The sequence below is a fragment of the Leptolyngbya sp. FACHB-711 genome, assembly GCF_014695615.1.
In the GTDB taxonomy this organism is placed as follows: Bacteria; Cyanobacteriota; Cyanobacteriia; order Elainellales; family Elainellaceae; genus Leptolyngbya_A.
In genome coordinates, this window is sequence record NZ_JACJOR010000275.1 from 1 (window position 1) to 23,050 (window position 23,050).

Annotated in this window: 13 protein-coding genes; 1 reads left to right on the forward strand and 12 read right to left on the reverse strand. The window is 52.4% G+C overall.

The features are described 5' to 3' along the window. The first annotated feature begins 633 nt into the window (after window positions 1–633). On the forward strand, window positions 634–1,512 hold the full coding sequence (locus tag H6F80_RS10835; protein ID WP_199296501.1) for a S1 RNA-binding domain-containing protein: 879 nt from the start codon (window positions 634–636) through the stop codon (window positions 1,510–1,512). A gap of 47 nt (window positions 1,513–1,559) precedes the next feature. Here H6F80_RS10835 and H6F80_RS10840 read toward each other — a convergent pair whose 3' ends face one another. The 12 genes from H6F80_RS10840 to H6F80_RS10910 form a co-directional block, all read right to left on the reverse strand. Continuing rightward, a complete protein-coding gene (locus H6F80_RS10840) occupies window positions 1,560–3,395 on the reverse strand; it encodes an ABC transporter substrate-binding protein (RefSeq protein WP_190791570.1) in 1,836 nt (611 codons plus the stop codon). A gap of 139 nt (window positions 3,396–3,534) precedes the next feature. After that, window positions 3,535–3,915: a rhodanese-like domain-containing protein gene (locus tag H6F80_RS10845; protein ID WP_190791571.1), complete on the reverse strand. Its 381-nt coding sequence runs from the start codon at window positions 3,913–3,915 to the stop codon at window positions 3,535–3,537. A 118-nt stretch (window positions 3,916–4,033) separates the two neighbouring features. After that, the gene (locus H6F80_RS10850; protein WP_190791572.1) at window positions 4,034–5,785 is read right to left on the reverse strand and encodes an aconitase/3-isopropylmalate dehydratase large subunit family protein; all 1,752 of its coding nucleotides are present in this window, start codon (window positions 5,783–5,785) and stop codon (window positions 4,034–4,036) included. A gap of 594 nt (window positions 5,786–6,379) precedes the next feature. Continuing rightward, the gene (locus tag H6F80_RS10855) at window positions 6,380–7,420 is read right to left on the reverse strand and encodes an isocitrate/isopropylmalate dehydrogenase family protein (RefSeq protein ID WP_190791573.1); all 1,041 of its coding nucleotides are present in this window, start codon (window positions 7,418–7,420) and stop codon (window positions 6,380–6,382) included. A 105-nt stretch (window positions 7,421–7,525) separates the two neighbouring features. Further along, entirely contained in the window at window positions 7,526–16,045 is an 8,520-nt protein-coding gene (locus H6F80_RS29825) for a type I polyketide synthase (protein ID WP_242067285.1), read from the reverse strand. Between the two features lie 215 nt (window positions 16,046–16,260). After that, complete coding sequence (locus H6F80_RS10880; RefSeq protein WP_190791574.1) at window positions 16,261–17,250, reverse strand: carbohydrate kinase family protein; 990 nt, start codon at window positions 17,248–17,250, stop codon at window positions 16,261–16,263. A gap of 1 nt (window position 17,251) precedes the next feature. Next, window positions 17,252–17,674 (reverse strand): DUF4168 domain-containing protein, encoded by a 423-nt coding sequence (locus H6F80_RS10885; RefSeq protein WP_242067286.1) that lies wholly within the window; start codon window positions 17,672–17,674, stop codon window positions 17,252–17,254. A gap of 125 nt (window positions 17,675–17,799) precedes the next feature. Beyond that, entirely contained in the window at window positions 17,800–18,609 is an 810-nt protein-coding gene (locus H6F80_RS10890) for an inositol monophosphatase family protein (RefSeq protein WP_190791575.1), read from the reverse strand. Further along, a complete protein-coding gene (locus tag H6F80_RS10895; protein ID WP_190791576.1) occupies window positions 18,606–20,039 on the reverse strand; it encodes a BCD family MFS transporter in 1,434 nt (477 codons plus the stop codon). The genes H6F80_RS10890 and H6F80_RS10895 overlap by 4 nt, the downstream gene beginning before the upstream one ends. 193 nt (window positions 20,040–20,232) lie before the next feature. Beyond that, window positions 20,233–20,529, reverse strand: coding sequence for a hypothetical protein (locus H6F80_RS10900; protein WP_190791577.1), 297 nt, complete (start codon window positions 20,527–20,529; stop codon window positions 20,233–20,235). A gap of 161 nt (window positions 20,530–20,690) precedes the next feature. Further along, entirely contained in the window at window positions 20,691–21,491 is an 801-nt protein-coding gene (gene proC, locus H6F80_RS10905; RefSeq protein ID WP_190791578.1) for a pyrroline-5-carboxylate reductase, read from the reverse strand. A gap of 88 nt (window positions 21,492–21,579) precedes the next feature. Then, window positions 21,580–22,158 (reverse strand): cell division protein SepF, encoded by a 579-nt coding sequence (locus H6F80_RS10910; RefSeq protein WP_190791579.1) that lies wholly within the window; start codon window positions 22,156–22,158, stop codon window positions 21,580–21,582. Between the last annotated feature and the right edge of the window lie 892 nt (window positions 22,159–23,050).

Below are 23,050 nucleotides of genomic sequence, written 5' to 3' on the forward strand. Positions count from 1 at the left end.
GGAACTTAGATTCGATGGTAGTAATGACGATTCGTGAGGCGGATACTTTATTGCTGCTTAGAATCGCGTGTTTCGTAATCCGCCCCAAGGGAGGAAATTATTTCAGGCGCAGTGTAAGCGCGAGTAAATTCCTCCAAGGGCTTAACATGATGATTTTCGCTACCCGTTAAATGGGGGAATTTCCAGAAAAATTAATTGCCCCCAACCCAGCCAGCTCAAACTGGATACAGCGTTTTTCACTCCCGTAAGGTACGGGGAGTGCAGGGGCTATGCCCCATTTTTTGTACTTCAATCGCCTGAACAAGGCTGTAAGCATCGGCTGAAACGAATCCAAAACCTCAAGATTTGTTGCTGTCTGCCCTCAAGCGAATGAGTTAACGCGCTGCTGCGAGGCTGCCCCTGGGGGTGCTGGCAGATCCGCCAGTGATCTCGCTGCGAGAGATGTCATTCCCAGGATGGAGAGAGTACCATAGGTCAGGAAGTAGTGCTCAGAGAGGATCGCTAAGATCTCGCTAAGATCATTGCCTGGATCGCTTCGATCACGATCGTCATTCGATCGATTGGCAAATCAATCGGCGATCGCCGGAGTAATCTCAGTCTGAGTAATTCAACTTGGTTTCTAGGAGGCTGACTTTGTCCTTTTCTACTGACGACTTTGCTAAAGCCCTCGAACAACACGACTATCAGTTTCAGAGAGGTCAGGTCGTGCGGGGCAAAGTAGCGGGCTACGATTCAGACGGAGCCTATATTGATATTGGCGGCAAATCGGCTGCATTTCTACCGATCGAAGAAGCCTCCCTTAAGCGCGTGACTAACCTGCCTGAATTTCTTCCCGAAGGCGAGGAGCGCGAGTACCTGATCATCCGTGAGCAAAACGACGACGGGCAAGTAACGCTATCGCTGCGCCAGTTTGAAATCAAGCAAGCTTGGACAAGACTGCAAGCCCTGCAAGAAGATCAGCAAACAACGCAGGCAAGAGTCAGCGGCATTAATAAAGGCGGCGTGACCGCAGAAGTTCAGGGCATTCGCGGGTTTATTCCCCGATCGCATCTGGTCGAGCGCGATAATCTAGAAGCTCTGATCGGCAAAGCCTTAAACGTTGCAGTGCTCGAAGTAGACCCCGATCGCCGCCGTTTGGTGCTGTCGCAGCGCATGGCCTCCCAGGCAGTCAGCCTCAGCCAGCTTACGATCGGTCAACTTATCGAGGGCAAGGTCGTCAGCATGAAGCCCTTTGGAGTCTTTGTTGAATTTGACGGCACCACAGGCTTGCTTCACATCAACCAAATCAGCAAAAACTATATTGCGGACCTGAACCAGGTCTTTGAAATCGGACAGCCCATTAAAGCCCTCATTATCGATCTGGATGCGGTGAAGCGGCGAATTTCGCTTTCCACCAAGGTGCTGGAAAACTACCCTGGCGAAATGCTAGAAAAGCTGCCTGAAGTCATGGCAGAAGCCGAAACCAGAGCCGAAAAAGCTCGAAAGGCGATCGATCAGCGTGGGGTTGAGTAAAGGTTGAGGGAAGGGGAGTAATCATTCATCTACTCCCTTACTCCCCCCTACTCCTCGCTCAGCTTCAGCTCATGCAAATTCCACAGCGAACCGCCGAGCGCAGAAAACTTCACGCCTTCGATTTCGTTTCGGACTGCGGAGAGGGCAAGTGGATTGACCAGATATACCATTGGCACGTATTGCTGAACCAGCTTTTGAATTTCGGCGTAGATGGCTTTGCGTTTGTCGTCGTTTAGTTCCTGGCTTCCCTTGACATAGAGCTGTCCGATTTCGGCTTCCCAGTCTGCCACGACTCGTTCTTCGAGCGGCGTTTTTCCTTCACCCGGTTTCTGGTTAAACAGGTGAAGCTGTCCATCGGGCGACCAAACATTTCGACCGCCATCGGGTTCAATTCCTGCGCCGCCCAAGCCCATGATCATCGTGTCCCAGTCCAGGCTGTCTGTCATTTGGCCAACCAACGTGTTAAAGGCGACTGGCTGAAAATCGACCTGAATCCCAATTTTTGACAAGTCTTGCTTAATTTGAGAACCGCTGGCTTCACGAATTTTGTTGCCCGCATTGGTAGACATGGTAAAGCGCACCCGATTGCCGTCTGCATCAAGAAGCTGTCCCTGGGCGTTGTATTTGAATCCGGCACGCTGCAACAGAGCCTTTGCCTGCTCGATGTTGTACTCGTAGGTGGGCAATCCTTTTTCAGGCGGAAGATAGTAAGGACTCTGGATATAAATCGGCGAATTTTGCGGAACGCCCAAACCCTGATAGATATTGTTGATCATCGTGGGGCGATCGATCGCCTGAGCCACTGCCTGCCGAAACTCCAGCGTATTAAACCAGCGTGACTTGATTGGGTTAACGAGGGGTTTACCGTTACGTTTGCCCTGATTGAGATTGAATGCCATGAAAAGGGAGCTGAGAGCAGGACCCCCCTCATAAATTGTGAAATCGCCCCGGTTTTCTTCGCGTTTGATCAGTCGGAAATAATCTGGGGTGACCGCAGCCGTATCCAAACCGCCCGACCGAAACTGGGTCAACTGAGCATCGGTCGATTCCACAATCTGGATCACAAACTGATCGATATACGGCTGAGGATTGCCCTGAGCATCTTTGCGCCAGTAGTTGGGATTGCGATCGAAGATCAGGCGCTCTCCCACCCGATAACTCGTGAGTTTGTAAGCACCGCTGCCTACAATTTCCGCAGGATTGGTACCCGTGCCCCAGGTCGAAAGAAACTTGGGCTGGTTGTTTCCATCCAGAGTCGAAACAGACTCGGCTAGAACGTGCTTGGGCAGGATTTCTACACCGCCCGCAAACCGCAAAATCGGCGCAAAGGGTTCGGGAACAGTGAATCGAACGCGGCGATCGTCTACTTTCTCAACCGTCGGAAATTTGCCCTGTTCGCCCACTCGCAGAATATCTGCTGAGCTGCTGGGAATTTTGGGATTAAACAGCACATCGTTAAACGTGAACAGCACATCATCTACTGTGAGCGGTGTGCTATCCGACCACTTTAGCCCCTCGCGCAGGGTAAAGGTAATTTGCTTCTGGTTAGGCGAAATTTCCCAGCTTTCCGCTAATCCAGGCTCCAGATCCCCGTTCAAGCCGTTGGTAGACAGCAAGCTGTCTAGAATCAGCCCAAAAACACTGGTGGTTTCCTGACTGGTCACGGGGTTAAATGTCTTGGGTTCGCTTAGTTCACTGATGACTAACCGGGGCACGCTGGCTGCCTGCGATCGTAGTTCGCTCGGATTACAGGACGACAGCCCGATCGCCATAATCAGCACCAGCCCGATTACCCCCTGGGGAAACCTGCTTCGCATCGCCAAAAAGCGTCGCCCAAGCTGAGCAATTTCAGAAGAGATTCCAGAAATTATTCCTGCACGCATTGCATTGACCCCACTCTGTCTCTCGATCATAAAAGATTCGAGCATCAGCGATTTGAGGAAATGGAGCGTGAGCAATTTTTGCGGCTAAACAATCTTTGGAGGATGTTTGAGGCGTACTCAAGATCCTGTACTCAAGATCCTAGAGTGCGAGCCAGAAGAAGCCCGACTCGATCGGATAGCCTACTGCTTTCCAGGCAGGTAACCCACCCTGAAGCTCAGACACATTGAGGTATCCCGCAGTTCGCAAAATCGCTGCTGCCTCTGCGGCTTCTTCGTTTATATCGCTGTACACGTAAATGTCCCGCGTCCGTTCCAGGCTGGTCAGTACCCGATCGAGTAATTCTTCAAGCGGCATATTTATCGCGCCGAGCAAATGGCTAAGCTGAAACGCCGATCGATCGCGGACATCAATAATCGTCAGGGCAGGCTCGCCCCAATCTAATCGGGCTTTCAGGTCATAAACACGAGACTTGGCTTGCAGCGGTGACGGAGTTGGAATAATGCCGAAAAGAAGATTCATACAGGCAGGAGGTAAGGAGCAAGGTTTCCTGCACTGTAACAATTCTTCTTAATTCGTGCAAAATTTTGTGAGGAAAGCTTTACTAAAAGCACTGTTTATGAAACAACAGCTTAGGTATTCATCGATCGTTTTCCAGCCGATCGCTAATTTTGCCGCGCACCGCAGAGATCGCCACCGTTCGGGGAGATGCCAGATAGTTGTGCGCCGTGGGGTCACCACTACGTCCTTTAAAGTTACGGTTGGTGGCGTAAATGCCTGTTTCCTGTTTACCTAACACGCCGAATCCAGCATTGATACAGGCTCCGCAGCCCGATTTCAGAATTTGCGCGCCTGCCTGTTCTAGAATTTGCAGATCTCCTGATGCTTTTGCCTGCTGACGAATTTGTTGCGATGCGGGAACCACAAACAAGCTGACACCGGGGGCAACTTTGCGTCCCTTCAAAACGGCAGCTGCCTGCTGCAAATCGTGGAACTTACCGCCCGTACAGGAACCGATAAAGGCGCGGGTGATGGACACATCCGACAGTTCGCTGATGCTGATCACGCGATCGGGCTTGGGTGGACAGGCAATTTGCGGTTCCAGGTTCGAAAGATCAAAAGAATAAACGCGATCGTACTGGGCATCTGGATCGGCTGTGATTTCGAGAAACTCCGTTTGTCCTCGATCGCGCAGATAAGCACGGGTGGTTTCATCAACCGCCATCAAGCCACACATTGCGCCACACTCGATCACCATATTGGCTAGAGTCATGCGTTCATCGATCGCAAGCGCATCGACAATACTGCCGCAAAACTCCATTACTTTACCCACTGCCCCATCGCAGCCAATCTGCCCCAGAATAAACAGCATGATATCTTTCGCGCTGACGTGATCCGGCAGGGTTCCCGACAGATCAAACCGCAGCGTTCCCGGGACGCGTAGCCACAAATCGCCCATTGCGAACAGGTTTGCCATATCCGTTGTGCCCACGCCCGTCGAAAAGCAGCCAAACGCGCCGTAGGTGCAACTATGGGAATCAGTTCCGGCGATCACCATACCCGGGCGAATCAAACCCTGTTCGGGCAGAAGCACATGACAAATTCCCGCCGCTTCACCAGGAGAAACCACATCAAACAAGCGGCAATTCTGGGCTTGGGCAAACTGCACCATCTGCTTGTGCATTTGAATCGCGCCCGCATCCGATCGAATGTCGTTGATCTGGATAAAGTGATCGGCAACAAACACAATCCGATCCGCATCCCAGACTTTTGCATCTGCGCCAAATTCCTGATAAAAGCGTTCTCCAACCGTGGCGGCGATCGCATCGTGCGACATTGCCAGATCGACTGTTGCAAATATCACTTCTCCAGGCTGCACAAATTCATTGCCTGAAGCGCGTGCCAGCAGTTTTTCTGCCATTGTCATCGGGCGGGGCGGGGTTTGGCTGGGGGGAAGGGTAATTTTTCCGGCGCGGCGGCGTTTATTGAAGGAGGAGAGTCCGCCGGAGTGGGTGATGGATTGAATCAGGGGAGCGGGGGTGGATGAGGAAGTGAGGGAATGGAGGGATGGGGAGAGGAATTCGAGGGGGAGCCCGATGTTGATGCTGTTGCGGTAAAAGATTTCGGCGAAGGAGCGGGCACGGACTTTTTGGATCCCTGCGGCTTGGATGGCGATCGGGGCAAACTCGCGGCTGGAGCCACAGCCAAAGTTGTCGCCTGCTTCAATGATGTCGTATTCCATCAGTTTGCCTTCGCCGATCAGGTGTTCAAAGGCATAGCGTTTCAGGTGGTCAGGTTCGCCGTTTGTGCCGCGCTTAGCGGGGATAATGTCATCGGTGTTGATGTCGCTGCCGAGGTAGAGAATGCGGGGGGAGGGTTCTTGCTGATTCATAGATGGATTGATTTAATCGCTTTTCAAGTCAATTTTTAGTTTATTGATTGGCTTAAAAACTAACGTTTGACTGTGGCTAATAGGTGCTGCATATTTGCCTGATTTTACAGTTCAATACCCTTTCGATCGGCTCTAGTTCACTGTCAGTTAAATTTCTGCCCAAATTTGGATTACGGGCAGATAGAACAAATCGAGCAAATCCGGCTGGCATCCGATAATCAAGATCATTCAGAGATGTTTGTCGAGTACAACAGGGTAAAGTAACGGACAAGTTTTCGAATAGATTTTTGTAGGCTTCATCCATTGCATCTTGCCACCAGTCCGTTGCTAGCTCACTACCGCAAAATGGACAAGACACCTGCTCAAAGTTTTCTCCCTGATCGATGAAGTGGGCTGTATCATAAACAGAAATTTCGATCTCCACTCCTGCCGGAAGTAAACGGGAGAATTCTTCCAGCGCTACGGATTAGTTTTGCGCTGGGATATAGTATGGATCTTCTGGAATCAATCGAAGATAGTCAACTGTCATCGTTGAATTTCCTGCAAACAGCTCTGAAATATTATTTCACTGCTATCTAATCCCCCACCATCATCTCAATCAATCGAACTCATCATCTCCAAAAACCGATCGACAAACTCCTGCGTATTCACAAATTTATCCTCCGATCGCGTCATTAAATCAGCCGTGCGGTATCCCTGCGCCAGTAATTCTTCCTGAGTTTGCATTAGACAATTGGCGGCTTCAATTTCGCCCCATTGCCGCAGCATGAGTTCAACGCTAGCGATCGTGCCCATTGGATTCACAATGCCCTTGCCTACGAGATCGGGGGCGGTTCCGTGGATGGGTTCATACAGTCCAGATCCAGCGGCGTTAAGGCTCGCTGATCCGAGCACTCCGATCGACCCGGTCAGCACTGCGCCCAAATCGCTGAGAATATCACCAAACAAATTGCCTGCCAAAATCACGTCAAACTGCTGCGGGTTCATCACGATTTGCATTGCCAGCGTATCCACCAGCATTGGCTCGATCGTCACCTCGGGAAAGGCGGCGGCTTCACTCTGCACCAGACGAGTCCAGGGAAGGTGCGGTAAGGCGTTTTCTTTGTGGGCGATCGTGAGATGGCAACGGCGATTTTGCGCCTGCTTTAGCGCAACTCTAGCAACCCGCCGGATCTCTCGATCCCAATACTGCATCGTGTGATAGCCGTAGGAGCCTCGCTGGTCGATACCGCGCCCGGATGCCCCAAAATAAATGCCGCTCACCAATTCCCGCACAAACAGCAAATCCACATTGTCCAGCTTTTCGGGTTTGAGGGGCGATCGCTCCCGCAAATGAACTGAAGGACGCACCGGACGCAAATTAGCAAAAAAATCGAAGCGTTTTCGCAGTTCCAACAACCCACCCTGAGTCACTGCCCCAAACAAGATGCCGTCTTTGCCTTCGCAGAGCTGAGCTGTTGCTTCTGGGAAAAAATTGCCGTGCTGCTGTTGCGCGGGTTCACCGATCAGCCCCCGATCGATCGCCACGGTAAAGCCAAACTGCTGAGCTGCTTGCTGCAGAATCACCAGCGATGCTTCCACCACTTCTGGACCGACTCCTTCTCCGGGCAATGCCGCAATTTGATAGTGTTTCATCCGCCTTTCAATTGTCTTTCAGGTATTTTTTGCAGGGATCTTTTGATTATTTTTCAATTTTCAGAAATAAATGTTCGTCATTCTAAAAAACTAATCATTGTTAATTTAAGCAAGCTGATCGATCGCCTGCGCCAGTTGCTCGATCGTGTATCGAATTTGCGCTTCGGAGTGAAGGCAGGTGACAAAGAAACGCAAACGCGACGCATGATAAGGCACAGAGGGATAGACCATTGGCTGCACATCAATACCGCGCTCAGCTAAGAGATGGGAAAGTTGAACAGCTTTATAGGGTTCGCCCACAATCACGGGAATCACAGGTGAACTGTGGCTTGCGCCCGTATTTAATTGATGCTGCTGTGCCAATTGCAGGAAAAGCTGCGATCGCTGATGCAGTTTTGTAACGCGATCGGGTTCCTTCTGAAGCACCTGGAGTGCTGCTAATGCTGCCGCCGTATTTGCCGGAGACATCCCAACGCTAAAGACAAATCCGGGAGCGGTGTATTTCAGATATTCAATCAGTGCTTTACAGCCTGCAATATAGCCACCGCAGCTTGCAAACGATTTGCTCAGCGTCCCCATCCACAAATCGACCGCATTGGGCACGATGTTGAAGTGTTCACCAATGCCGCCCCCACGCCGCCCCAATACCCCGATCGAATGCGCTTCATCGACCATCAAAAACGTTTTGAATCGCTGCTTCAAGGCAACAATTTCAGGAAGCGGCGCGAGATCGCCATCAGTACTGTAAATTCCCTCAACGACAATCAGCACTTTTTCGTAGCGATGCCGATGCTGAATCAGCTGCTGTTCGAGCGATCGCACATCGTTATGGGCAAACTCGATCGCCGTTGCACCCGAAAGATTGCAGCCTTCGCGCAGGCTATTGTGGCTTAATGCGTCATACAAAATCAGATCGCGACTGCCCAACAGATGCCCGATCGTCGTTACATTCGTGGCATGACCGCCCACATACACAATGCAGTCTTCTGTGCCCAGAAAGCGGGCGATCGTTTGCTCAAGCTCCCGATGAATCGGACGTTCGCCTGCCACCACACGACTTGCAGAAACCGATGTGCCATAGCGATCGATCGCTGCCTTTGCCGCCTCAGAAACGATCGGATCGCCAGACATCCCGATATAGTTATAGCTGGCATAGCTGATGAATTCACGACCATTGAGCCGCGTCGTTTCCCGCGCAATTCCCTCGTAAATCTTGAAGAATGGATTGCCGAGCTGCTCCACTCGTGCCAGATCGTGTTTCAGATTGATATACTCCGGCATCTGAGCAAACTGATAAAACTCAACCGGAAGCGATTCTAAATCAACATTAATTTCAGCAATTTCAGCATTAATTTCAGTATCGTTCCGGGGTTCATTTGAATTTGATTGTGTTTCGCTCGTCTGCCGACTGTTATGAATTTCTAAATTATCGATTTCTAAATTATCTGAAGTATCAGAAATACCATTTCCTGAGCGGTCAACCGAGCCAATTGCTTTTTGCTCGATCGCATCCTGATAGGCAGAATTCGATCGCCCGCCTACGGAGAGCTTTCCAGAATCTGACGCTATCTCTGAACCGTTTGAACGATTTGTCTGAAGTTCTTGCTCTAACTCAATAAAGCCGTTCCGCTGGGCTAAGCTTTCCACCGTGTCAGCGCGATGAACCGCTGCCGAAGGCATTGCCTGAACGGCTACTCGATCGTCCTCTCCTAAAAGCGTGAGCAGATAGGCAGACAGAGCGGCGATCGTGGCATAGTCAAACAGAACCGAGGATGAAATTGTGCAATTCAATGTTTTTTGCAGGCGATTGTTAAACTCTACTGCCATCAGCGAGTCCATACCCAAATCGGCAAAATTATCGCTGAATCCGATCGCATCCGCTGTACTGAATCCCAATACTTTTGCCAGTTCTGCTTGCAGATGGGCTTGCAATTGTTCCAAAGAGCGGGGTGCTTCAGAAGCTGCGGCAGCAGGAACGGCGCTTACACTTTCCGCAATATCTTCTGATTGCTGGTTAATAAACTGCGATTTTGATAATTCTTGATCAGGGTTCGTGAACGTCCTGGAGGATGTCTCGGATAATGTCCCGGATAACATCCCAGATAAGGTCTTCACTGACCTCTCGGATGAGATTTTTAATAATGGCTGAGCGAATGCCTCCAGGAACGGTGGAACGTTAACCTGACGTGCCAGAAATACTGACCAGTCTACAGGCAACACCCCCACCTGAGCCGATGCGAAGCAGTTCCCTTTCTGAGGTGATCGCATCCGCAGCAGCGTTTCGAGCAGTGTTATTCCCCGATCGCTTGGAATCAGAGCCATTCCCTGCGCGGCCAATCGCTGCTGATCGCGTTCTTCTAGCCGAGCTGCCATGCCCACTTCTGCCCAGGCTCCCCAGTTGATGCTGAGTCCCGGTAAACCGAGCTGACGACGATAGTGCATTAACCCATCAATCGCTGCATTTGCCGCCGCATAGCTGCCCTGACCGGGTGAGCCAAACAGAGAAGCGATCGACGAAAAGCAAACAAAGAAATCGAGCGACAGCGATCGGCTTGCTTGATGCAAATGCCACGCTCCCGCTACTTTGGGAGCCATTACCTGAACAAATCTTGTCCAGGTGAGATTTTGCAGCATCCCGTCATCCAGGATTCCTGCCGCATGAATGATGCCTCGTAGAGGAGCCGGATGCTCCGCCTGATAAGGCAAAAGCAACTGCTCGATCGCCTCGAACCGGGTGATATCCACCTGGGCAATTGTGATCGATGCGCCGTGAGCCTGCATTTGCTCGATTGCCTGCTGTGCCTCCGGCGAGGGTGGTTTGCGTCCCGCTAAAAGCAAGTGCGTTGCGCCGTGATCGATCAAGCCCTGGGCTGTTTTGAGTCCAAGTGCGCCGAGTCCGCCTGTGATCAGATAAGTGCAGTTTGGAAAAACAATCGGCTGACCTGGGGAAAGGGGCGGCAGCGTGATCACAACTCTTCCAATATGCTTTGCCTGTGCCATATAGCGAAAAGCATCTGCCGCTTGCTCGATCGGAAAAACAGTATGCGGCAACGGGTTTAACTTGCCTGACTCAAATTTGGGCAGCAGCGATTTCAGCATCGATCGAATCACAGCCGGATTTTCCTGCCCCACAGTCCACAGATCAAACGGGAGATAAACGACATCCGATCGGGTCTGCTGCACTTGTTCTGCTGTCCAGATGCCCAGCTTGCCGATTTCAACAAATCGCCCACCCGCTGCGAGCACCGACAAACTTGGCTCGATGAACGCTCCGCTGAGGCTATTCAGCACCACATCCACACCCTGTCCATCGGTGAGGTGCATCACCATTTCGGCAAAGTCGATCGTGCGCGAATTCATGATGTGCTGCACGCCTAAAGACCGGAGAAAATCCCATTTCCCCGGACTCGCAGTAGCGTAAACTGTTGCGCCTGCCTGCTGAGCAATCTGAATTGCCGCCTGACCCACACCGCCCGCCGCTGCGTGAATCAAAACCCGTTGACCCCGCTTGAGCTTTGCCAAATGCTGCAAGCCGTACTGAGCGGTGAGGAAAGTTGTGGGCAGGGTTGCCGCTTCCGCAAACGTGAGCCGCTTCGGTTTTAGAATCACAAACTGCGCCTTCACCGTGACAAACTGCGCCAAACTGCCAAGTGCCTGCGCTGCAATCACTTCATCCCCCATCTGCAAGTCGCGCACTCCTGCCCCGACTGCCACAATTCGCCCCACACATTCGCCGCCAAACGGAACCGCCGCCGCTTCTGCATAGCCCATTTCTTGCAGCACGGGTTGCAGCATTCCCAGCGCGTTGAGAACATCGCGGAAGTTCACCCCTGCCGCCAAGACCTGAATCTCGACCTCGCCTCGCTGAGGGAATCGCCGCTCGCTGGGCATTAGTGCCAGGTCATCCAGCACCCCATAGGCAGAAATTCCCAGCCGCAAAGGAGTTTCTGGCATCGGGGTCGGAGTGGCGATCGATCGCACCAGTCGAGCAACATAACGTTGCTCCTGCCGATAGGCGATCTGGTCCTCACCGTCCGGTTGCTGCAATTCCTCGACCAGTTGAGCCAGCGTTGCATCCGAAGGTTGACTGCCTAGGTCGATGCAGGTGCAGTGCAGTTCTGGCTGCTCTAAGCGAATCGTCCGTGCCAAGCCCCAAAGCGAACTGTGTGCTGCATTAAGCCCGATTGAGTGTGAATCCATGCTTCCAGACGGGGAACTGTCTGGTATTGCCTGCGTTGCCTGCGTAATCAGCCAAAGTCGCGAGCGGGAAGGCATCGCTTGCAGCAGGTTCAGAGCTGTGCCACAGCCCATCGCCTGCTCATCGAGCCAGGGCTGCCCAGAAGGGGAGCCAGAACAGGAGCCATTCAAGCTCCAGAGATGCACAATGCCACAAGACCCGATCGAATTGGCGGGACCCAGTTCGCGCATTAGCTGTTGAAACTGCTCCGGGCAAGCGGGATCGATCGCATACTGGTCTGCTTTAATCCGGCGATTGCCGTCCCCCGCCCAAACCAACACCGATCGATCGCCCTGCTGCTTCAGCAAATCGGCTAATTTCTCACCCACGCCGCGATCGTCTGCAAAGATAATCCACAGTCGATCGCCGGAACGTGTTAATTCAAGCGCATGATGATCCTGTGGCTGCCAGACCAGCTCATAGAGCCAGTTTTGTGATTCATCGGATTTGTGCGGCACTTGCAGCAGTTTTTGCAGGGTCGTATCGCTTACCGCTTGCAGCGTCAGCCCTTCGATCGTCGCGAGATTTTCGCCGATCGCACTGAATAGCATCAGATTTGCTTTGAGTGAATGCGGGCGACTCTGGTTCGTTTTAGACGGAGCCAAATCAGCAGCCTGAAGCTCAACCCGGCACCAGATAGAGCGATCCGAGGCTAAATTCTGGCTCAATTCTGTATGGAAATCCGTATGGGAAGGAGCGTTTGCCTCCCGATCGAACCCATTCTGGGGGAAACCGAGCCGATGAGGCTGACGTTCAAAGCCCTCCAACCCTGGGGAATTTAGCCCTGAAGAATTTAGCCCTGAGGAATTTAGGGGGCTTTCCAAAATTCGATCGATCGATCGAGCAAGCGTCAGACGATCGATCCCCACCGGCAAATAGACCGACAAATTGAGGGTGGACCGAACTTGAGCCACTGCCGCACCGACCGTCTGAAAACAGGCATCCCACACGACCGGATGGAGAGAATAAGGGGATGCGTCCAGACCTGCCGGGAGCTGGATTCGACTCCAGGCAACATTTTGCTGCTGCCAGAGCTGCTGAATTGCCTGAAAAGACTTTCCATAGTGAAGATGCTGCTGCCGAAGCTGCTGGTAATAGGTGTTGGACGATAAGCCTTCGCGCTGCTGAAGCTGCTGAATGTCCTGCCAGAACTGGAGCGATCGGTTCAGTTTTTCCGCCTGCTGAACGGCTCGAATTTTGCCTGTCGCGTAACGTTGGCGATCGCCTGGCTGCAAAGCAGAATTTCCACTGCAAATCTGAAACCGCTTTCCGTTTCCTGATTCATCCGAAAGCACGATCGTCTGAATTTCAACTTTGCCACCCGCATCACCGGCAGGAAAGAGAAGCGGCTGTTCAATCGCCAGAGACTCGATGCAAATTTGCCCACCCGAAAGCGTTTGAGCGGCAGCTGCCAGCGCAATTTCGACATAGCCTGCTGCGGGGAAAATGATTTGGTTAGCAATGCGGTGATCTTGCAGGTAATCGGGCTGATGGGGGGCGATCGTCGCTGCAAATCGCGCTTCTGCTGAATTCGCTGAAAGAAGCTGACCCAGCAAAGGATGATTGCATTTGGGGTGAACGAAATTTACATTGTCTGCATTGTCTGCATTGTCTGCACGATTCGTTCCCCTAGCCTCCCCATCATGAGGAGAACCGAGCCGTTGATTTTGCAGTTCTTCGTAGCGGTAATCGTTCTGGCTCTGCGGCTGAAAGGTTCCTGGCAACACCGCTTCGTCCCACCAGTATCGCTGTCGCTGAAACGGGTAAGTGGGTAAATGAAGAACCTGCCGTTCTTCTGCGCGATCGAATGCTGCCCAGTTTACCGAGAATCCCATCGCGGCGATCGCACCCAGGCTAAGCAGCAAAACCGTCCAGTCTGACTGACGCGGATCAAGGCTAGGCAACCACTGGACATCAGACGACGACACACAGGTTCGTCCCATCCCGCACAAGATCGGCTTCGCCCCAATTTCTAGAAAGGTGCGATAGTTTTGCTGATACAGGGTCGCCAAGCCTGCCGCAAACTGCACGGGCTGACGGATATGCTCACACCAGTAGTCCGGCGTCGCGATTTCTGCACCGACCAAACGACCTGTGACATTCGAGACGATCGCCCTGTGCGGTGGATGATAAACGATCGTTTCCGCAACCTGGCAAAACTGGGCGATCATTGGCTCCATCAACGGCGAATGAAACGCATGGGACACCTTGAGCCGCGTGGTTTTGATGCCCTGAAGCTCAAACTCGATCGCTAGTAAATCGATCGCCTCTTGCTCACCGGAAATCACCGTACTTTGAGGGCCATTGATCGCTGCGATCGAGACGGATTCTGAACCACAAACAGATTGCATCAGCGATCGAACCGTTGACGCTTCTGCCGCCACCGAAATCATCCTGCCATTCAGGGGTAACGCTTGCATTAGCCGACCCCGTGCCGCAATCAGCCTCAAGCCATCTTCCAGGCAAAACACCCCCGCCACGCAAGCCGCTACATACTCACCCACGCTGTGACCCATAACCGCATGGGGTTCAATCCCCCAGGACAGCCAGAGCTGCGCCAGAGCATATTCCAAGGCAAAAATCGCCAGCTGGGTGTAGGCAGTTTGATTCAGTAGATCAGCAAAGTCCTCTTCGTAAAGAAGCGATCGCAGCGATACAAAACCGTTCTTCCTAGCGGGTAATCGATCTAGCTCGCTCTGCAAAATTACTCCACATCGATCGATCGCCGCTCTAAAAACGGGTTCTGTTTCGTAAAGCTGACGACCCATGCCACCATACTGCGAACCCTGCCCGGTAAACAAAAATGCCAGGGGCGCGGGCGATGCGGTGGCATAGCTCACTCCGGCAACGGGCTGTTGACGCGAGAAAGCCGCTAACTGCTGCTGAAGCTGGGACAAAGATTCAGTCATCACCGCTAAACGGTGGGAGAAGCGCGATCGTTTGGCGTTTGCTGTGTAGCAGAGATTAGCCAGATCCACGTCTGAACGATCGGCAATCCACTGGGCATAGCGCTGGGACAAATCCCGGAGTGCCTTTTCCGTTTTGGCAGAAAGGGTAAGCAAATGCAGCGGACGTTGGGCAGAGCCGGAATTCGCTGGACTAAGCGAAGCAGAAGGAGCCGCCTCCACAACGACATGGGCATTGGTGCCGCCAAAGCCAAAGGAATTCACACCTGCGAGCAGCGGCAATTCTGAAGACCAGGAGGTCAGTTCAGTCTGGACACGCAGCGGTAGGCGATCGAAGGGAATCTGCGGATTGGGTGTTTTGAAATGGAGACTAGGCGGAATTTGCCCATGCTTGATTGCCAGCGCAACTTTGATTAAGCCTGCAACGCCTGCTGCAGTTTCCGTGTGTCCGATGTTGCTTTTGACCGAGCCGATCGCACAGGGCTGATTCATCGCTCGTCCTTTGGTCAGCACCGCGCTCAGTGCTTGAAGCTCGATCGGGTCGCCCAACTTGGTTCCGGTTCCGTGTGCCTCGACGTACTGCACCGCTGCCGGAGAAACACCTGCCCGCCGATACGCCGATCGCAGCACCGCCTCTTGCGCCGTGGGATTAGGAGCCGCCATGCCCTGACTAAAGCCATCTTGATTAACCGCACTGCCGCGAATCGTCGCATAAATCGGATCGCGATCGGCAAGTGCCTGAGACAGCGGCTTCAGCACCACAATGCCCGCCCCTTCGCTTCGCACATAGCCATCCGCGCTGGCATCAAAACTCTTGCAGCGACCGCTCGACGACATAAAGCCCCCTTTCGAGAAGCCGATCGTCACTGTGGGCAAAATCAGCACATTTACCCCACCTGCCAGAGCAAGGGTCGATTCTCCTGTCCAGAGGCTTTGACAGGCAAGATGAACCGCCACCAGCGAAGAGGAACAAGCCGTATCGATCGCCAGACTTGGACCTTTGAAGTCAAACAAATAAGAAATTCGATTTGCCGCGATGCAGTTGCCCGTGCCTGTTGTCGCATAGGGATCGTTAATCGGCTGCTGCCACAGCATGATTGAGTAATCGTGTGTGCCAATACCGATAAACACTCCTGTTTCCGACCCGCGGAGTTGTTCTGGAACTTGTCCTCCATCTTCCAGTGCCTCCCATGCCACCTCCAGCAAGAGCCGCTGCTGTGGGTCCATCGTGGCAACTTCACGGGGCGCAATGCCAAAAAACTGCGGATCAAAGCGATCGATTTGCTCTAGAAAGCCGCCCCAGCGGGTATTCGTCTTGCCCGGTTCACTCAACTCTGGACTGTAGAACTGCTGCACATCCCAGCGATCGGGCGGAACTTCAGTGACTGCATCCTTCCCGGCTTGCATAAGCTGCCAAAAGGCTTCAGGATGGTTAGCTCCCGGATAGCGACATCCGAGTCCGATAATAGCGATGGGTTCCAAAGGCATATGTGACAGGCGATCGATCCGATCCAGTTCAGGACAATCCAGACAAAGTCAACAGGCAAGGTTAACAGACTAAAGTCAACAGGCAAAGCAAGCAACAGTCGTTCATTGAATGTTTACCTGAAAACTAACGATCTCGCAATTGGGCAGCTCAAATTCAAAAAAGCCCAGTGAATAAACAAAGACCGGGCAAACAGCATTTCATCTGAATTTTAGGAAAGACCATTTCTCATGAGATACAGGAAAGCTTCTACTTCTTCGGCTTGTGGCTGAGCCTCGATCGCCCCAGCTCTGATGGTGGTGAGTGAACCAACTGCACTGGCGTAGCGAACGATTTGATGCGCTCGATCGGGGTCAGCTAACGCCTCCATACCCTGAACGCAAAGCTGATGCACCAGTCCTGCCACAAAGCCATCCCCGGCTCCGGTGGTTTCTTCAACTTCGACTGAAAAAGCAGGAACCTGTTCCACATTGCCGCTGAACCAATATTCGCATCCCGCTTCGCCTGCGGTGATTAATACGCCCTTGAGGTGGGGAAAGCGTTCAGCAACGATCGCCGCACGGTCTGTATTCAAAAGCCATTCCGCTTCTTCGATCGAAAGCTTGAGCAGATCTGCCTGCCGCATCACATCCAAAATTAGCAATTTTGCAGCAGCGTGATCCTGCCAGAACACAGGTCGCCAGTTGACATCTAGCACCATGTGAACGGATTGCGCTTTTGCTAAAGCAATCGCTCGTTCAAAGGCAGCGCGGCTTTCAGGATAGGCAAATCCGATCGTACCGCACACGAGAAACTGAGCCCCTTCAAATAAGTCGATTGGCAATAATTCTGCTTTCAGCCGCGTATCGGCAAAGTCTGTCGTTTCTCCACCCCGAAATCCAGCAAAGGTTCGGTCGCCCGTGTTCGATCGCAGGACATCGATTTGTCGGGTGGGAGCCGTCGCGTGTCGCTGAATTCCTCGCAGATCGACGCCGATTTGCTCCAGAATTTCTACAAGCTGTTCGCCCGGGACGTCTTCTCCAATGCAGGCAATTAGCGCAGCAGGCGTTCCCAGCTTCACCAGCCCACAGGCAACGTTAGCGGGCGCACCCCCTGCATAGGAAGTCCAGGATTTCACCGCGTTCACGGAATCTGCCGGATGATCGGCAATACAGTCCCACAGCATTTCGCCCAAACAAAGCACTTGTGGCGCATTGGTCATCTTAATTCGCTGCCTCCTGAAGCTGAACCGCAACCCGATCGCCAAATTCCGGGTCGAGGTTGGCAAGCCGCAATAGCTGGAGATATTCCTGCAGCGTCAGTCCGGCTGCGTCGATTTTGCTTACGGCATCAGCAGCAATTTCGCGCTGCATTTGAAGCGATTCGCCATTGGTTTCTACACCCTGAAGTTCGTCCTCTCGCTGCTCGATCAGCGTTGTCACCTGCAAATATGCCTGCACAAACTGATTCAGCTTCTCGCTCGAAATATTTTCCACCCCAGAAGGCGATCGATTCGTCGGAGCAGTCACCTCGGTTAGAGCAGGCAAGTCCTGACTCCAGGCAGCCATCGGGTAACTTAGCCACAGCAGGGCGATCGTCGTTAGATTCAAAACCAGATTTGCAAGATAAGGCAGCCAGCGTTTCATGGTTTTCCCAGAAATTTCCCCAGAAATTTTCCCAAAAGGGTGTAAGAAGTCGCAGAGGTTTTACATTGCCCGCTAAGACCTCTGAGGAAAGCGGTTTGGCTAAGCAATCGTGATTCAAACATCCGCTATGAATCCTTGCTTAAAAACTGCACGAGCGGCAGAAAAACCAGCTTTAAGTCGGATCGGCTGACAACCAGCGTGGGATAGGATTGCTGGCTGTAGTCCTGCCCTACCCGAAGCGGGAAGATCGGAGCAGACTGAAGCGGAACCCACACGCCACCCGCTGCCTGAACGATCGCCCATACTGCGGCAATATCCCAGATTTTAGGAGTCGCTTCCACGCCGCCCAGCGTCACTCCGGTGGCAACGGTGAGCAGATTATAGCTTGCGACGCCCAACATGCGAATTTTGCAGGGCATGGGCTGTTGCAGCACCGCTGTACTGCGGGCACAGAGGCTAAAGAACTGATTCCCAGACGGATCGGCTGCGCTGGCATGAATCGGCTGATGGTTCAAATAGGCTCCCGCTGGACCCGTCAGTCCCGAATCGCCATACCAGAACCCGTGAAACGCATCGCGCAGCGTCGGGACATAAACGTGCCCAAAGACGGGCGTGCCTTTGTAGAGCAAACCGAGCGAGATCGCCCAAAGGGGAATGCCGCGTGTGAAGTTCGTTGTGCCATCGATCGGGTCAATCACCCAGCACCAATCCCGATCCGGCAACCGATGCTCAACTTCTTCGCTCAAAACGCCATGATCAGGAAAAGCTTGCTGAAGTGCCTCTCTCAGTGCCTTATCTGCCCAACGATCGGCTTGCGTCACCAAACTGCCGTCGCTTTTTTCCTGTGCCCCGATCCGCCCGAAATCCTGCAACAGCTTTGATCCAATTTCTGCCGTGGTCGCTTCAGCAACGGCGACAATCTGTTCCCAGTTCATGAATCCAGCTCCGTTTCCAGCACCCGCGCAACCGCCGATCGCGCTTCGGTTTGAAATTCTTTCACGTCCACTCGGTTCAGGAGAACGATTGCCACGCCCATTCCCAGCACAGGCATGAGAAACACCAATCCGTACGCCAGCATCGGTACACCAAACAGCGATCGTCCGATGTCGAGCACAGCTCCACCTGCCACCGTTGCCGTCGCTCTGGCAAGTGCCTGCGACAGCCCCCAGGCTCCGATAAAGGTTCCCGCCGTTTCCGCCGCCGTCAGATCCAGCATCAGGCTCAGCGCGCCCGTCGTCGTGACCCCTGAAGCCAACCCAAACAGCAGTAGCGTTCCCTTCAGCATTCCGGGGTTAGTCGTGAAGCCCGCCAAAATCAGCAGCACAAACGAAGCTGCCACCAGTCCACAGCCAATCCGCGTTGTTTGCTGTTTCCCCAAGCGGGGCACGATGAAAAATCCGGTCAGGCTCAGCCCAAACAGCGTTCCCAGTCCCCAAAAGGCATTGAGCTGCGTGGTCTGGGCGATCGACATCCCAAACACTTCCCCCCCGTAAGGCTCCAGCACAGGTTCCTGAAAGAACAGGCTGAGGGTCATCATCAGCAAAAACACAAAAAATAGCCCGGTCTGACGGCTGGCAGTTAACACCTTGAGAGCACGCCCCAGCGTAATCTGATCTTCGCGATCGACCATTGCCGATCGAATTCCATAGCGAGAATACTTGCGTTCCACACCCACCGTCGCCACCACTGCCAGTCCCACTACGATCGCAGGCACTACCAAAAAAATACGATTGATTGCCGCCTGCACTACATCAAGCGGCGTGTCTAGATCGATCGTCCGCAGCAGCCGCGCCGTAATAATCGCCCCGATGATAATGCCTACCATCAGCATCGACCAGACCACACCGACCAGCTTCGATCGGTTATCTTCGTCTGAGATATCGACTAGCAGTGCGGCAAAGGGCGTTGAACTAAAGCTAATCGCCACCCCGTACAGCGCAAACACCAGAGCCAGCAGCCCGACCCAGGCGATCGTCATTCCACTCCAGCCCACCGCCTGAAGACTCGCTCCTAATTGCCAGACTACCTGCACCGCCAGAAACGAAGCGATCGCAAACAGAGTTGCCCCAATCCAGACATAGCCCGTTCGATGATACCCCCCGATCGGCTTGGCATCCGACATCTGCCCAAACAGCACCCGCACCGGAGACACAAATTGATTCATTGCGATTGTCCCCGCCACAATCGTCGCCGGAATCGCCAGCTCTTTGATCATGACCCGGTTCAGCACCCCCAGCGTCAGCAGAGACATGATCCCCAGCCCCATCTGAAATAAGCCCAGCCGAAACATCGTCAGCAGGCTTAACCTCGGCAGCGATCGCGGGCTAGCAAAGGACGAATCACCAGAAAACTTATCGAATGCCATAGCGTTACAGAAGAACGAGGAACAGGAGAACAATGGTCAGGAAAAACGGTCAGGATATTGCAGTGAATCTTGACCTGCTCTATCTCTATTTAACGATAAGCCCCCACCTCGTTACCCCGCCCAAAATCCAGCCACTCTTCACACTCCTACACCTACCCGCGACACTCCCTCACCTATTACCCATCCACCCCCTCTAGCTGCTATACCTCGCCCATCGAATAAACGCTGTCACGACATACAGCACGATCGCCGAACCCACGATCGCCGGAATAATCAAAACCCCCTCAATCTGCCAGTAAAGAAAGTCAAAATTAATTCCAAACTGCTGCCGCAGCAGCGCAAATCCACGCTCTCCCAGCCAAACCCCAGCCAACCCAACCAAGATCAGCCCTGCTAACCCACCTGGAATCCGTCGGGGAAGCAGCAGATCTGCCGCTGCCGCACAGCCGATCGCAATGATCAGCTTGATGAGCAAATGCAAAATGTCCATCGCTTGTTCCTCTGCATCAACAGCATATTTGCCAAACACACAAATCAAAGCAGGTCAACCGTAAGCGAGGGAACCCGCTATTTTCTTTTTCGCTGATGCAGCAGAAGTTGTACAGAGGGCGATCGATAAAATTACACAAATCGGGAATTCAAGCAGCTCAATTACTGCCCTAACTCTTGCGATCGGCGACAGGCAGCCCGCACCGCCTCAATCAAAGCCGAACGAATGCCCGCCTGTTCAAGCTGAGCAATACCCGCGATCGTCGTACCGCCCGGACTAGTGACCTGATCCTTCAGTTCTGCCGGATGCATCCCTGTGGTTTGCAGTAGCTCTGTTGTTCCGCGTACGGTTTGAATTGCCAGCTGAGTCGCGATCGATCGCGGCAACCCGACCGCAACGCCTCCGTCAATCAAAGCTTCAATCATCACCGCCACATAGCCCGGACCCGATCCAGACAATCCCGTTACGGCATCCATCAGCGACTCTGGCACTTCTACGACTTCGCCGACTGCAGCAAAAATTTGTCTGGCTTGCTGAAGGTGAGCGGGCTGGGTATGTTCTCCACCAGCGATCGCCGTCATGCCCATGCCGACTGTTGCAGGGGTGTTCGGCATGGCACGAATCACAGGTTGCCTAGGAAAGGCCGTTTCCAGACGGGTAAGCGGAACCCCTGCCAGAATCGACAAAATCACCTGTGGCTGCGGCGACGGCTTCAGGCTAGCGGTAACGGTTTCAAATACTTGGGGCTTGATCGCCAGCAGAATGATCGAGGCAGCATCGACGATCGACTGATTGTCGGCAGTTACCCCCACACCATACTTTGTTTGAAGAAACTCGCGACGCTGCGGCTGCGGTTCACTCACCAGCACTGCGGAGGGCTGATAAAGTTTTTGCACTAAAAGACGGGATAACAAGGCTTCCCCCATTACCCCGCCGCCAATAATACCAAATTGAACAGACAATTGGATGCCTCTAACGTTTATAACAGGTCAGAAAAATTATCCCACCTTCTCTCGTCTGGCTAAATACCGTCTGTTGCAACAGTGGAACCTATGCCATGCGAACCTGCTCAGTCGTCCAGGCAGGCGTGGGAGCCATCGGGCGGGCAGCGCGAGGTTGAGGCATTCCTCCGGTCAGATCATTCGTGCCGCCGACCTGCGTGCTCACCTGAACACAATTCGGCGTAAACAGAAAAATGCTTTCGCCAATTCGCTCTTGATGACCGTCGATCGCGTAGGTTCCGCCTGCAACAAAATCGACTGCCCGCTGTGCCTGATCGGGGTCCATGATCGCCAGATTCAGCACCACCGATTTGCGCTCGCGCAGTGCCCGAATTGCCTGAGGCATTTCCTCAAACGTGCGCGGCTCCATTACCACTACCTCAGACATTCCGTTCGTTGCACCGGGCATTCCAATCACGTTACTCATGGCAGAACTAACTCCTTCATTAGATAGACGTTCACGAATTCGCCGCCGTCTCGGTTCTTCTTCCTGGACAGGCTGAGGATGCTCTTCCTGATAAAGGTTACGGTATTCTTCGCCTTCTACCTCGGTGTACTCATAGTCATACTCATCACTCGGCTCATTCAACCCTACAAAATCCTTCAGCTTTGCGAAGATGCTATTCACTGTCCACTCTCCATCACAACTAGAGTTTTAGCTTAAAAAAGGGCAAAAATTTAAGTTGCCTTATTAAGAACTTGAACAATCGAGCCCCAGACTACTCACAGAAAAAACTAATTTAGTTAACGCCACTCACAGCCCAATGAATGACAAATCAAAATAATAAGTGACAGGCAGTATTAATCTTAATGAAAACTTGCTAACGAATCAGCTTCTTGGAATTTCTCATTGGAATTTCTCAATTGACTTTACCTAGCAATTCTCATTTACTTAAGTCACCTTTTTATCCAATTTGAGTCAACAGTATAACCTAATTTTTGAAACTAGCTGCCAAATTCCAGGGAAGCAAAACCTGATTGAACCTTATTCATACTACTTTGCTAGAAACAACTAACCATACGCTTCAGAATAAGTCAATGAATTCCTTGGGTTGAACTTGAAAACGTTTCCAGTTGACTGGCTCAAGTCAAGAGCAATCAAAAACTTGATTATATTTATCACAAATATTGCCCGGCTAGAATACTGAATTAAGTGATTCATCAAATCATGTAAGAAGTAAGCAATTAGACATCATTGAACGTCAGAAGGCTTGGAGCGTGAGGTTATTTCCCTAGGAGGGCAAAATCTGATCCTTAACTTGTCCCAATCGTGAATTAGAACCGCTTGCTTACGGATGACGACACTTTCAGTAAATCGCTAAATCAATCGGGATAACTCCCAGATTCACTTGTTGCTAAGCAAGGTTCAATATAAAACATTTGACCGTCAAATCAAATCCTCAAAATCAAAAGGAATTCTTAAGAAACCTCAGAGATCTAGAACAAACGGTGAGTGATCAGCAATTGCCCATTGTTAGTGAACTGCCAGTATCGATCGCAAATCATCGCACTTACAGTCC